At 35.3% G+C, this 14,225-nt stretch carries 13 protein-coding genes and 1 riboswitch; of the genes, 7 read left to right on the top strand and 6 right to left on the bottom strand.

Annotated elements, in window-relative coordinates:
• Positions 1–408: a hypothetical protein gene (locus EGH73_RS09345; RefSeq protein ID WP_123281600.1), complete on the bottom strand. Its 408-nt coding sequence runs from the start codon at positions 406–408 to the stop codon at positions 1–3.
• Between the two features lie 167 nt (positions 409–575).
• On the opposite strand from EGH73_RS09345, the gene EGH73_RS09340 reads away from it, so the two are divergent.
• Entirely contained in the window at positions 576–1,142 is a 567-nt protein-coding gene (locus tag EGH73_RS09340) for a DUF2892 domain-containing protein (RefSeq protein ID WP_123281599.1), read from the top strand.
• Positions 1,143–1,185: 43 nt separating this feature from the next.
• Here the strand turns inward: EGH73_RS09340 and EGH73_RS09335 are convergent, their stop codons facing one another.
• From EGH73_RS09335 to EGH73_RS09315, 5 genes are all read right to left on the bottom strand, one after another.
• Positions 1,186–1,764 (bottom strand): trimeric intracellular cation channel family protein, encoded by a 579-nt coding sequence (locus EGH73_RS09335; RefSeq protein WP_394338737.1) that lies wholly within the window; start codon positions 1,762–1,764, stop codon positions 1,186–1,188.
• A 106-nt stretch (positions 1,765–1,870) separates the two neighbouring features.
• Positions 1,871–2,635 (bottom strand): exodeoxyribonuclease III, encoded by a 765-nt coding sequence (locus EGH73_RS09330; RefSeq protein WP_123281597.1) that lies wholly within the window; start codon positions 2,633–2,635, stop codon positions 1,871–1,873.
• Between the two features lie 304 nt (positions 2,636–2,939).
• Positions 2,940–4,484 (bottom strand): T9SS response regulator signal transducer PorX, encoded by a 1,545-nt coding sequence (gene porX, locus EGH73_RS09325; RefSeq protein ID WP_123281596.1) that lies wholly within the window; start codon positions 4,482–4,484, stop codon positions 2,940–2,942.
• Positions 4,485–4,625: 141 nt separating this feature from the next.
• Positions 4,626–6,182, bottom strand: coding sequence for an Rne/Rng family ribonuclease (locus tag EGH73_RS09320; RefSeq protein ID WP_123281595.1), 1,557 nt, complete (start codon positions 6,180–6,182; stop codon positions 4,626–4,628).
• 238 nt (positions 6,183–6,420) lie between these two features.
• Complete coding sequence (locus EGH73_RS09315; RefSeq protein ID WP_027383593.1) at positions 6,421–6,711, bottom strand: HU family DNA-binding protein; 291 nt, start codon at positions 6,709–6,711, stop codon at positions 6,421–6,423.
• 47 nt (positions 6,712–6,758) lie between these two features.
• Between EGH73_RS09315 and mutY the strand changes: the two genes are divergently transcribed.
• The 6 genes from mutY (at position 6,759) to EGH73_RS09285 (ending at position 14,211) form a co-directional block, all read left to right on the top strand.
• Positions 6,759–7,817 carry an A/G-specific adenine glycosylase gene (gene mutY, locus EGH73_RS09310; RefSeq protein WP_123281594.1) on the top strand — a complete coding sequence of 353 codons (1,059 nt, stop codon included), beginning with the start codon at positions 6,759–6,761 and terminating at the stop codon, positions 7,815–7,817.
• Between the two features lie 29 nt (positions 7,818–7,846).
• A riboswitch (cobalamin riboswitch) is annotated at positions 7,847–8,106 on the top strand.
• A gap of 28 nt (positions 8,107–8,134) precedes the next feature.
• A complete protein-coding gene (locus EGH73_RS09305; RefSeq protein WP_123281671.1) occupies positions 8,135–9,958 on the top strand; it encodes a TonB-dependent receptor in 1,824 nt (607 codons plus the stop codon).
• Between the two features lie 10 nt (positions 9,959–9,968).
• Complete coding sequence (locus EGH73_RS09300) at positions 9,969–11,036, top strand: YncE family protein (protein WP_123281593.1); 1,068 nt, start codon at positions 9,969–9,971, stop codon at positions 11,034–11,036.
• 156 nt (positions 11,037–11,192) lie between these two features.
• Entirely contained in the window at positions 11,193–12,452 is a 1,260-nt protein-coding gene (locus tag EGH73_RS09295) for an NAD(P)/FAD-dependent oxidoreductase (protein WP_123281592.1), read from the top strand.
• Positions 12,453–13,127, top strand: a complete 675-nt coding sequence (gene trmD / locus EGH73_RS09290; RefSeq protein WP_123281591.1) for a tRNA (guanosine(37)-N1)-methyltransferase TrmD — start codon at positions 12,453–12,455, stop codon at positions 13,125–13,127.
• Between the two features lie 106 nt (positions 13,128–13,233).
• On the top strand, positions 13,234–14,211 hold the full coding sequence (locus tag EGH73_RS09285; protein ID WP_123281590.1) for an alpha/beta fold hydrolase: 978 nt from the start codon (positions 13,234–13,236) through the stop codon (positions 14,209–14,211).
• Positions 14,212–14,225 lie beyond the last annotated feature (14 nt).

The following is a 14,225-nucleotide window of genomic DNA, read 5'->3' as shown; positions in this document are numbered from 1 at the left end:
CTACTTAGATGTAGTTTTAGTTGCAGCTTTTTTATAAACATTTCCATAAAAAGCCATTTGTCTCGCCATACAAGGGTCCTCAACATTTGTAAAAGTTAGTGTATCATTTTTTATCACAAATTTATAGGATCCTTTGTCAGCAGAATCGCAAGGCGAATTTCCCTCTATTTTAAATAACTTAATTGTTTCCTTATCCGTAAGAGAGTATTTCATTTTTTCCGCAACGTTTCCTGAAAAAACAAGATCAATTGTATCATTAGAGAATTTAAATATAATTTCCTCAGGCGATGGAATATTGGCTATTCCGTTCCACTCTGTATTAGCAAGCGGATTGGCAGATTGCTGTGAAAAACAGACTGTACTCATAAAAAGAAAAGCGGTAAGTAGAAAATTTTTTACATTTTCCATCGTAAAAAATATAAATATTTGACATATTAATTTGTATACTAAATAGTTACAAAAAATAACTTTAGTGTTTTTTTTTGAATCAAAATAAAAATTTTTCGTCAATCAATGTTGAATGTTTTTCGGAAATCTTATGCCTAATTCTTATCTTTGCAACCTAATATTTTACAATGAACAAATACCTAAAATTTGTAGCAGCTGCAATCATTATCGCATTAGGCATTTACCTGATGTTCAACCGTAACATTGGCTGGGGCATCGTTTTAGTCGTGCTTTCTGGAATTCCTATTGCTTTATTTTTTAAAAATGAAAATATTCTTTTAGCATTCTGGCAACTGAGAAAACAAAATATGGATAAAGCTGCCAAGTTTTTAGCCAATATTACAGATTATAAATCCCAACTTCATAAGAGTCAATATGGCTATTTCCACTATCTCCAAGCCCTGACGACTGCTCAGGATAATCCAGCAAAAACAGAAGGATTGATGAAAAAAGCCTTGGATTACGGTTTAAATATGAAACATGACCGTGCAATGGCAAAACTGAATCTTGCAGCATCTGCATTATCCAAAGGAAGAAAAGCTGAAGCTCAGAAATTACTAGACGAAGCAAAACAACTGGATTCCGCAGGAATGATGACAGATCAAATCAAGATGATGAAAGAGCAGATGAAAATGCCGACAATGCAAAAACATATGCACAATCCGCATATGAGAAACCGAGGAAAATTTTTCTAATTAAGATAAACAAAAGAGCGAAAGTTGATTTCGCTCTTTTTATTTACATTTCTTCATTATTTTCATAACCGTAGAACTTAGGAATTCTCCAATGGTATTTTACGGCTAATGTTCTGATAGCTACAATCAAGATTATTGTAGAAATCTGAACAAATGTATAAGGCCAACCTGTATATCTCGACATCAGCAGAAAAATTCCGCCGCCTACGATGCATGCTGTTGCGTAGATTTCTTTTCTAAAAATCAAAGGAATTCTGTTCAGTAAAATATCTCGGATAATCCCTCCAAAACAACCGGTTATAGTTCCCAGCGTGAGACATATCAACGGATGTAGGTCTGAGTTGATTCCTTTCTGAATACCGATTATGGTAAACAGCCCCAGCCCGAAACTATCAAAAATAAATAAGGTCACTTTGAAGTTCTTCTCAATAGATTTAAAAACCATTGAAAATACACAAGTAAAGAATATCAGGGAGCAAGTCAGCATATCTGTCATCCAGAAGACAGGAACATCTAATAGCAAATCTCTCACAGTTCCGCCACCAACCGAGGTAACGAATGCGATAATGAGAACACCAAAAGGATCAAGCCGTTTCTGCATTGCCTCAAAACTGCCTGACATTGCAAAGGAAATGGTTCCAAGAATTTCTATAATAAGGTTAAGCTGCTGATGCACGTCGGTTGATGGTTAATGAATTGATAAACAATATAGGCTAAGTGGTGATAATCTATAGATTCAGTTCTACTAAAACGGGACAATGGTCAGAATGTTTTACTTCAGGTAGGATAACTGCTCTGGTCATTTTCTCTCTCAATGGTTCTGAAACAAAATTATAATCCAAACGCCAGCCTTTGTTCCTTGCTCTGGAACCGGCTCTGTAACTCCACCAGGAATATTGATCCGGCTGATCGTTGAAATACCTGAAACTGTCTGTAAGTTGATTTTCATTCATAAAGTTGGTCATCCACTTGCGTTCCATCGGCAGAAAACCTGAAGTATTGGCCAAACCAATCGGATTATGAATGTCAATCGCTTGATGACAAATATTAAAATCGCCGCTGATAATCAGATTCGGGATGGTTTTTCTGAGTTCTCTGATGTATGCCAGAAAATCATAGCAGAACTGCATTTTGAAATCAAGTCTGTCAATATTTGAAGCAGAAGGTACGTAAACTGAAATGACCGAAAAGTCATCGAAATCTGCGCGGATTATTCTGCCTTCGCTATCATAATTCTCTATCCCACAGCCAAATTCTACGTGATTTGGTTTGATTTTGGAAGCGATTCCTACGCCACTGTAACCTTTTTTTACTGCTGAATGCCAGTAACTGTGATATCCAATCTTCTCGAAACTTTCAATATCGATTTGATCATTTCCCGCTTTGCTTTCCTGGATACAGATTACATCAGGATTAGCAACATTCAGCCAGCCGATAAAATCTTTGGTGAAGGCGGCACGGATGCCATTGACGTTATAGGAAATGATACGCATCTGTTATAATAATGGAGTTTTAAGGATTGATAAATGTTTAATTTTCCAAAGTTCGGGATTTTGAATGGAATGGTCAAAAGAAATACAAAACCTGTGTATAGCCCCGATGGTAGCGGCATCCTTTTTTGAGCGAGGCGGCGGAGCGCAGCGGAGCCGCCAGAGCGATAAAAAGATACAGCGGACAGCGGGTTATAATGATATTGAGTAACCAAAAGGTGTTGCTCCTAAAAATAAATAAAAAGGCGGAAAAGGTAATCAATCTTTTCCGCCCAATAAACCCAAATCAAATAAACTATGAAAAAAACTATTTGGGCTCTAATATGCTTATCGGGATGATGACCTCTTCCAGAGAGATTCCCCCGTGCTGATACGTGTCTTTGTAGTAATTCACAAAGTGATTGTAATTTTTCGGGTATGCGAGGAAGGTGTTATTCTTCGCAAAAATATATTTTGAACTCAGGTTTCCTTTTGGCAGGAAAAGCTTATCCGGATTACTGATAGCCCAGACATCCTTGTCATCATAAGTTAGACTTCTTCCTGTCTTGTACCTGATGTTGGTAGAGGTTTCCCGATCACCTACCACCTTACTAGGTTTTTTAACATAAACTGTGCCGTGGTCTGTGGTGATGACCAATTTGAAGCCATTTTCTGCCGCTGTTTTTATGATTTTTATGAGCGAAGAGTTTTCGAACCAGTTATATGTGAGCGACCTAAAGGTTTTATCATCTCTAATTAATTGATTTACAATATTATTATCAGTTTTTGCGTGAGATAAGATATCAATAAAGTTATAGACAATCACCAGCAAATCATTATTTTTATGCTTATTGAAATCATCCAGAATTTTCCGTTCAAAATCCGCGTTCAAGATTTTCAGATATTTCATCGATTTTCCTGACAATCCGATTCTTTTCATTTGGTCTTCTAGGAAATCGCGCTCGTGCTCGTTTTTATTTCCTTCCTCATTGTCATTGAACCAATACTGAGGAAATCTTTTCTCAATTTCTGAAGGCATCAATCCTGCAAAAAAGGAGTTTCTTGCATACTGAGTAGCCGTTGGCAAGATGCTGAAATAATAGTCCTCCGAAGTTTTATTATAGAATTTAGTAAATAATGGTTCTATAACCTTCCACTGGTCATATCTCAGGTTATCAATCATTAGAAGAAGAACTTTTTCTTTCTCCAATTCTGGTTTCACCTTATCCTTAAACAGGGTGTGGCTCATCATCGGCTTGTCATTGCTATGCAGCCAGTCTTCATAATTATTCTCGATGAATTTCGAAAACTGGATGTTTGCCTCTTCTTTCTGGTTCTGAAGTAAATCTGCAAATTCACTGTCAAATACTTTGTCAAACTTGATTTCCCAGTTAAGAATCTTTTTATAATATTCTGCCCAGTCTTGATAAGTCCTAAGATAAGATAGTTCCATACTAAGATTTCTGAACTCTTGCTGATAATCTACGATTGTTTTCTGCTCCACCAACGATTCGCTATGCAGATTTTTTTTCAAAGAAAGTAGAACCTGATTTGGATTCACCGGCTTCAATATATAATCGGCAATCTGAGAGCCAATCGCTTGCTCCATTATATGCTCCTCTTCGCTTTTGGTAACCATTACAATTTTCAATGCATTATCCTTTTCCTTTATCATGGGAATGGCTTCCAATCCGGATATACCAGGCATATTTTCATCTAGAAGTGTAAGCTCAAATTTTTCTTTTTCAATGATTTCAAGTGCCTCATTAACATTGTTTACCGGGGTCACTATATAACCCTTATTCTCCAAAAAGACAATATGAGGTCTGAGCAAGTCCACTTCATCATCTATCCATAAAATTTTTCCTGACATATACTTATATAATTAGTTATTTACTCATCAAAATTATGACCAAAATATCATAATAATAATTAATTAAATCATTCCGGAAGTTAAATATTAGTTAATGTAAATAAAAAACTTTGCTAAAATCTTAGCAAAGTTTGAAATTTTTTAATTAGAATAACTCATCAGCTCTTTTTTGCTGGAGTTATATAAATGAAATTCCAGCATTTTAAAGGAATCTCTTGGGATGATGGTCACCCATTTTTTATATTTTAAAAACCACTTGTTTTGGATGCTTGCCAGCCCTTTTGTTAAGTATGCTTCCAAAAAAGGATGCACGTGCAGGAAAAGTTTTCCTCTTTCCTTTTGAATAATTGTTCTGATGGACTCCTCCATTCTTTCAACAATCACGATAGGGGCAATAATTTCGCCGTCTTTATTTGGATTTTCCTCAGAAGTCTCGATATGCTTTTCCGGGCGTACACGCTGTCTGGTCATTTGGATAAGACCAAATTTGGAAGGCGGAAGAATCTTATGTCTTGCCTTGTCGCGCTTCATCTCTTCACGGAAATGTTCATAGAGTTCTTTCCTGTGTTCCGGATCTGTCATATCGATAAAATCTACCACGATAATGCCACCCATATCTCGCAGACGAAGTTGTCTTGCTATTTCAGTCGCCGCCATTTTATTGACGTTGAGAGCGTGGGTTTTATTCGTATTGGCAGATGAGATGTTGTTTCCTGAATTAACATCTACTACATGCAGCGCTTCTGTATGTTCGATAACGAGATAAGCACCTTTAGAACTCGGGATATTAACATGTTTTCCAAAACTCTGTTTCAGCTGTTTTTCTACATTATAATATTCCAGAAGTGGGATATGAGAATCATAAAACTGGACGATATTCTTGCGCTCCGGTGCAATAACTTCGATGTAAGCCTTCATATCATCCACCATTTTTTCATCGTCACAAATGATGCTTACGAAATCCTGGTTGAAGTTGTCTCTTAGAATCGAAGATGCTTTGTCTTCTTCGCTAAGGATTTTGCTAGGAACTTTATTCTTCTGAATATTCTTGAACGTAGTTTCCCACTTTTTTATGAGCTGATTCATATCATTATGAAGCTCAGCGACTTTTTTCCCTTCTGCAACAGTTCTAATAATCACCCCAAATCCTTCCGGACGGATACTTTCTATCAATGTTTTCAGTCTAGTTTTCTCTTCAGGATTGGCAACTTTTTTGGAAACTGATATTTTGTTATCAAATGGAATCAAAACGAGAAAACGTCCTGTGAGTGAAATCTGAGTTGATATTCTCGGCCCCTTTGTAGAAATAGGTTCTTTTGTAATCTGAAGTAGAACAAGATCTCCTGCCGTAAGCACTTTATCAACCGTTCCCATCTTATTGATGTCACTCACTTTCTCAAAATTCTTGAGGCTTGGTGACTGCTGTTTTTTGGAAATTGTGTTTTTCAGGAATTTCTGATAAGAGAGAAATTGCGGACCAAGATCCTGATAATGCAGAAAGGCATCCTTATCTGTACCAATATTGACAAAAGCGGCATTCAAATTGGGCGCCAGTTTTTTGATTTTTCCGAGGAACAGATCACCCACCACAAAGTCGGATTTGGTTTCCTGCTCGTGTAGCTCGAAAAGACGGCCATCTTCCAATAAAGCAATTTTTGAAGCATCTCCATCATTGGAAATAATCAGTTCTTTCTTCATAACTTCATAAAAAGGTTTTATTAAAATAAGGTTGTAAATATAAAACAAAAATATAGCTGGCGAGATGCCAACTATATTTGATATGTTTAAGACTCAAAAAGGTTAAATTATTTTTTCTTTTTGTGTCTGTTTGCTCTTCTTCTTTTCTTTCTTTTGTGGGTTGCTACCTTGTGTCTTTTTCTTTTCTTTCCGCTTGGCATAATTTATATTTTTTTTATACTGTTAATATTCGAACTAATTATTTCACTGCAACTTTGGTCTTTACTTTCTCTACAAATGTTTTTGAAGGTTTGAAAGCAGGAATGTTATGAGCAGGGATTTCTATTGCTGTATTCTTTGAGATATTTCTACCGGTCTTTGCCGCTCTTGTTTTGATAATAAAAGAACCAAATCCTCTTAGGTAAACATTATCTCCATTATACATGGAGGTCCTAATTTCCTGCATAAAAGCTTCTATAACTTTCTGTGTATCATTCTTTTCTACTCCCAGCTTATTCGAGATGGTATTTACCAATTCTGCCTTTGTCATTTTCTAAAATTCTTTATATTTTTGGTGTGCAAATATAAAACATATTTTTGAAAACAAACAAACAAAATGCTGATTTTCTTCACATTGGAAAAAAGCTCACAAAGTGGTACGATAGCAATGCCAGACAACTTCCCTGGAGAGAAAACCAGCTTCCTTATAATATATGGATAAGTGAGATAGTTTTGCAGCAAACACAAGTCAAGCAAGGACTCGGTCATTATCTCAGATTTATAGAAAGATTCCCGACTGTTGTAGAGCTTCACAATGCTTCGGAAGACGATGTATTATTATATTGGAAAGGTTTGGGTTATTATTCCCGAGCGATTAATCTTCACAAAGCAGCTCATCAGGTTGTAGAAAATTTTGGAGGCGAGTTTCCTAACCATTATAATGACATTTTAAAATTAAAAGGTATCGGAAAATATACGGCTGCTGCCATTGCAAGTATTTGTTTTGAAGAAAAAGTTCCTGCAGTAGATGGTAACTTCTATAGAGTTTTGTCAAGGATTTTTGCTGATGATTTTGACATTTCAGGTTCGAAGGCTTTTGAATATTTTTCCGATTTGGCTTTGTTAATTATGCCTGATGATAAAGCTGGCGAATTCAATCAGGCGATAATGGATATTGGTTCTGAGATTTGTAAACCCAAAAACCCTCTTTGTGGAGAGTGCCCTGTGAATGATGACTGCACTGCTTTCCAAACAGGGAGAGTTTCGGAGTTTCCTGTAAAAACGAAAAAAGTTAAAGTTTCGGATTTGAGTTTGAAATATTTTTTTGTGAAGCATAAAGATCACTTCCTTATCAAACAAAGAGGCAATGATTTTATCTGGAAAAAACTTTATGAATTCCCTATTTCGATTCCTGAAAATTGGACTAATTATATTGTCAATTCAAAAATAATCAGCCACAAACTAACGCATAAGAACATGACAATTGAAATCAATACTGTCGAAGTGGAATCGAAAAGCGAATTTGAAACATTTGCTTTAAAAAATGATTATATAATTGCTGATGACAGTCAGGCGGAAGAAAAATCCTTCCCAAAACCGTTGGAAAACTTTTACAAAAAAAGAAACATCTCAGAAACAGGAAAGCTTGCATTCTAAGTATTTTTAAATTATCAAATAAACTTGTTTATATTTGCCGAGAATTTGGTTCCCGAATGTTTCGGGATTAAAAGGGAATGAAGCGCAAATCTTCAACTGTCCCCGCAACTGTAAATCGCGACAGATTTAATTAATAATGAAAAATTAATAATTAAATTAAATGTTTTTGCTAAGAATAATTCCTTTTCTGATTATTCTTTATTCATCAAATGCCATTGTCCGTCATAGACGGATGAGAAGGCGCAAAATCAGCGAAAGTCAGGAGACCTGCCAGAGATAAATTTTAAATAAAGATGCTTTCGGAGGAAAGGCAGATTATGAAAAAACTTTTTTTTGCGCTCTTTTCCCTTTTATTGCTGAATCAATTTTCCGCTCAGGAAACATTGATAGATACTGTATTAATTGATAATCAGTACAGAAAAGTATCTAAAACTGCGAAAATTGAGAACATTAATTCTGATAAGATTTTACAAAACTCCACATCGCTATCAGATTTACTACGTTTTCAATCTAACATTTACATCAAGGAAAATGGTCGTGGCGCAACTTCATCTCCCTCTTTTCGTGGAACAACCGCACAACAAACCGCTTTTGTCTGGAACGGAATTAATATCAATTCTGTTTTCCTTGGTCAGGGCGACATTAATACTTTGAGTCCGCTGAGTTATGAAAATGTCGGAGTTAAATATGGCGGCGGAAGTGTGGTTTATGGCAGCGGAGCAATTGGAGGCTCTATTCACCTCAACAACATTCTTGATTATAACAAAGGTTTTAGTGTAAATCTGTTTTCGGAATATAGTTCCTTTGCAACAATTAACTCGTTGGCATCTGCTAAATATAGCGATGAGAATTTTAGTTTTAATTTTAATTTCAACCACTCGCAAAGCGAAAATGAGTATGAAGTGGAAGAAAAATATTACAAAAACAGAAATGGAGCTTATCAAAACTCGGCTTTCAATCTGGGAATAGCCTACAAATTATCAGCAAATAATGAACTCTACTGGCAGACTCAGCTGTATGACGGCGTTCAAAACTATGCGCTTTTGTCTGAATTTTCTACACCTACAAAATATGAAACTCAAAGTTTCCGAAGCTTATTGGGATGGAAATTAAAAAATAGAAAAATCAGCAACGAGTTCAAACTGGCTTATTTGACTGACGATTATCAATACTTTTCAAACTCAGCAAAAAACGATTCTCAAAGCGGTGGCGCTTCTGAACAGTTTATTTTAAAATCAGATTTTAATTATCAACTGACTCCTAAATCTTCTTTCAACACCATTTTAGAATACAACTATCTCACTTCTGAAAGCTTCAAAACCCAAAGGTTGCCTGCTAACAGAAATCAAGGCTCCATCGCCGTTTTGTACCGAAATAACGAGTTGAAAAATCTATTTCTAGAATTGGGAGCCAAGAAAGATTTTGTTGAAGACTTCAGCAGTCCTTATTTATTTTCTGCGGGAGCAAATTATCAAGCAAAACCTTGGTATCAGATAAAATTTAATCTTTCAAAAAACTTTAGGGCGCCGAGTTTTAATGATTTGTACTGGGTGCAAGGAGGGAATTTGAATTTGAAGGCAGAAACTTCGAAACAGGCAGAACTGTCTCAAATCATTAAATTAAAAAATTGGAAATTCTCTGTCACATCGTATTTTATGGACATCAAAAACATGATACGATGGCTTCCGAATATTACCGGAATGTATAAAGCCACCAATACGGACAGAGTAAAGTCTTGGGGATTGGAATCACAAGTTGGATATAATTATTTCAAAAATAACCATCACATTGAAACACAAATATCCTACTCATACACGCAATCTAATGATCAGAAACTGAAAAAACAACTTCCTTACGTTCCCTTTCACAGCCTAAATGGTTATTTTTCTTATCATTATAAAAAGTATCAAATTTTTGCTCAGGGTATCTGGAATGGAAAAATATTCAGCGATTCGGAAGAATCTGAAAAATTAGCCTTAGAATCATTCGCCATAATTAATGGAGGCATCTCGGTAGAAATCTTAAGAGGAACTAAAATAGGCTTCAAAGTCAATAATATCACGGACAAAGTTTACAGAACTGTTTACGGCTATTATATGCCGAAACGAAATTTTGCCATCAATTTGAATTTAAATTTTTAATCTATATATTATGAAAATCAGAAAATTACTTGCCGGCTTCTTTGCTGCATCATTACTTTTAACCACGGCGTGTAAAGACGACGAAATACTTGAAAATGATATTGTAAAAGGTGCTTATCAAGGTGGAATTCTTTTGGGTGTAGAAGGTGGGTTTAACAAAAACCAGGCAGAAGTATCTTATCTATCTTCAGACTTATCAACTTTGTCAGAAAATATATATGCTAGTAATAATGACAACCAACCTTTAGGAGATGTTTTACAAACTATAGCTTTCAAAGATGACAAGGCTTATCTTGTAGTCAACAACTCTAACAAAGTAGAAGTGGTAGACCGCTATACTTTTAAGAAAACAGCAACATTCCAGGCAGAACAAGCCAGAGGAATCGCTTTTGCAGGAAATTATGTCTATGTAACCAGCAATGATTTTTTCAGCACTTATGCAGTCAATGTTTACAATGCTACTACTTTTGCTCCAGTTAAAAAACTTTCCTTTGACAGATATGCAGAAAAAATTGTAAGTGTTGGAGATCAGATTGTTGTTCAGACAGATGGTTCTACTTATGAGATGACACCACCTTATAACGAAATCCCAACGGGTCACACCATTACCACAATCAATTCTACTACTAATACAGTTGATAAAACCATTACACTTACGGATAACGGAATCATCAATGATATGATATCAGCTAATGGTTTTGCTTATGTCCTTTCTACGGAAAATACAGATTCTTATATCTATGAAGTTAATACAAAGACAGGTACTTTTACAAGTTCTAAATTAGCTGGAATAAAAGCTGCTAAACTGAGATTCGCAGATAACAAATTGTTTTTTGCAGATTCAGACGGTAATATTTACAGTAAAGGAACAGCCGCTAATACAACAGCTACTAAACTTTTCAAATATGCTAAAACGACAGGCCTTTATTTATATGGTCTTAACATCATAGATGATAAAGTTTATATCTCTGATGTCAATTTTAACGGACCAAGCAAAGTGATGATCTATTCTCTACAGGGGAATTTGATAAAAACACTTTCTGCAGGAATAGGCGTAAACGGTTTCTATAAAAATTAATTTTTCATCATTTGTGTTTTTAGAGCTCTTTCAAGTTTTTTGAAAGGGCTCTTTTTTTGTTTAAGTGATACAAATAATTGTTTTTAAAAATTTCAAGCATAATTTTTGCTATTACTGATGCAGATAAAAAAACCTTAATTTTATAAAAAAATTGCAATGAGGGAAAAGATAGTCATCATTGGCGGCGGATTTGCTGGCTTACAACTTGCAAAACATCTTAATAATCAAGGAAAATACAAAGTAATGGTCATCGATAAGATGAATCATCATATGTTCCAGCCCTTATTTTATCAAGTGGCAACAGGACGAATAGAACCTTCTAATATCTCTTTCCCTTTCAGAAAAATCTTCCAAAAGTCCAAGAATATCCAATTCAGAATGACTGAAGTGATAAAGATTATTCCATCCGAAAATAAAGTGATTGGCGAGATTGGGGTTTTCACTTATGACAAACTCGTGATTGCGACAGGTTGTAAAACCAATTTCTTTGGCAATCAAAAGATGCAAGAATTGGCTCTCGGAATGAAAAATACACAAGAAGCCATTACTATAAGAAATCGTATTTTGATGACTTTCGAAAAGATGATTATCGAAAGAAAATCCAGCGATGATGGAAACTGGAATCTTGTAATTGTAGGAAGCGGGCCAACCGGAGTAGAATTAGCAGGTGCATTTTCTGAAATGAAAACCCATATTCTTCCTAGAGATTATCCTAGAATGAACTTCTCCGATCTTAATATTATTCTGATAAGTGCTGGCGATAAACCATTGGAAGCAATGAGCCAGGAATCGCAGGACGCAGCAGAAGATTATTTGAAACAACTGGGTGTTAAATTTTTAAAAAATGAACGCGTTACGGATTACGACGGAGAAGTCATCAATATGGCAAGTGGCAATTCTATCCCAACAAACAATGTGATTTGGGCGGCTGGAGTTACCGGAAATATCATTGATGATTTCAACAAAGAAAATCTAGTTCGAAATCGATATATCGTCAATCGGTACAATCAGGTTAAAGGTTTTGATAACATTTTTGCTATCGGCGATATCGCATATATGGAAACACCCAAATATCCTCAAGGTCATCCTCAGGTTGCGAATGTCGCCATTAATCAAGGGAAAAATCTGGCTAAAAATTTCAAAAAAGATTCCAAAAAAGACTGGACAGAATACGAATATATCGACCGCGGTTCTATGGCAACTATCGGGAAATACAGAGCTGTTGTTGACCTTCCGAAATTCAAATTTCAAGGTTTTCTTGCTTGGTATCTGTGGATGTTCTTACATTTGATGCTGATTCTGAGTGTCAGAAACAAAATCGCAATTTTCTTTAACTGGATGTGGAGTTATATTAATAAAGATTCTTCATTAAGGCTGATTATTGCGCCGTCTAAGAAAAATCCTACCGAACAATAAATGAGAATCGATATCATCAGCGTACTTCCGGAACTTATGGAAAGCCCTTTCAAAACCTCCATTCTGAAAAGAGCAATGGAAAAAGGATTGGCAGAAGTTCATTTTCATAATATCAGAGACTGGAGCATTGGCAAACATCGTCAGATTGATGACGAACCCTATGGCGGAGGCGCCGGAATGATAATGATGGTAGAACCTCTGGACAAATGTATTTCTGAATTGAAATCTCAAAGAGATTACGATGAAATCATCTATCTCACACCAGACGGCGAAACGCTGAATCAAAGAATTGCCAACACTTTATCCATCAAAAAAAATCTGATTTTCCTTTGCGGACATTACAAAGGTATTGACCAGCGCGTTCGAGATTTGCATATCACAAAAGAAATCTCAATCGGTGATTATGTTTTGACTGGCGGGGAATTGGCGGCTTGTGTTTTGGCAGACTCAGTTATCAGATTATTACCCGGCGTTTTGAACGATGAACAAAGTGCCTTGACAGACAGTTTCCAAGATGACCTTTTATCTTATCCAATTTATACAAGACCTGCGACATACAAAGGATTATCCGTTCCGGAAATTCTACTAAGCGGTAATTTTGCTGCGATTGAAGATTGGTTACACGATGAGGCGGTGAGAATTACAAAAGAAAGACGACCAGATCTTTTGGAGTAAATCTTTCATTAAAAAATCATTTGAAAATTTCATCAAAATTACGCCCTTTAGGGTTGGGGAAATAATTTTGATGAAATTAAAAACTTAACCAAATTCAAAAACACAAATGAGACATTTTTTGAAACTACCTTTCTTTGTTGTGTCTTTTTTATTGATTACTTTTAATTTTCAAGCTCAACAAAAAGACAATTCTTCTGAAAAATCTATTTCCAAAAATCGTATAGAATTTTATTCTAAAGCTTATGGAAACAGAAAAAATCCAACGATTATTTTTGTTCACGGCGGACCTAGAGGAAACTCGACGCTTTTTGAAGGAACAACTGCTCAAAAATTAGCAGACAAAGGTTTTTATGTTATTGTTTATGACAGACGTGGCGAAGGACGTTCTATAGACTCAACTGCAACTTTTACTTTTCAGGAAGCGAATAATGATTTGAATGAGCTTTACAAAACTTATAATCTCAGCAAAGCAAATATCATTGCTCATAGTTTCGGAGGTTTGGTTGCAACACTTTTCGCAGAACAAAATCCTGAAAAAATATCATCCTTAATTTTAGCTGGTGCATTATTTTCTCAGCAAGAAACTTACGACCATATTTTAAATTCAACCAGAAAAAATTATAAAGGAACTATAGATAATCCGATGCTTTCTAAAATTTCGGAAATAGAAAAACTTCCAAAAAATTCTGCTGAATATAGAAAAGAAGTTTATGAAGTTGCAAGCCAAAATAATTATTTCAAAATGCCGTTTCCAACATCAGAAGCCAACCAATTTCGGAAAGAATATGAAGCCAGCGAATTTGGAAAAAATAATATTCGAAATGATAATGCCCCCAATTTATTCTATCAAAATGAAAGCAGAAATAATATTGACACAAAGCCTATTCTGAAAAAACTAAAAAAGAAGATAAAACTATTTGCAATCTACGGACAACAAGACCATATTTTTTCGACCAAACAACTGGATGATATGGAAAGGATTGTAACGAACAACAATTTCAAAATCATTGATAATTGTTCTCATTACTTGTTTGTAGACCAACAACAGATATTTCTTGAATCGATTCAGAAATGGTTGAAATAGTTATTCAAAAATAG

Origin of the sequence: Epilithonimonas hominis, assembly GCF_003730015.1 — a bacterium.
Lineage (GTDB): Bacteria > Bacteroidota > Bacteroidia > Flavobacteriales > Weeksellaceae > Epilithonimonas > Epilithonimonas hominis.
Note: the sequence above shows the minus strand (reverse complement) of the source record. Positions and strands in the feature narration are given on the sequence as shown.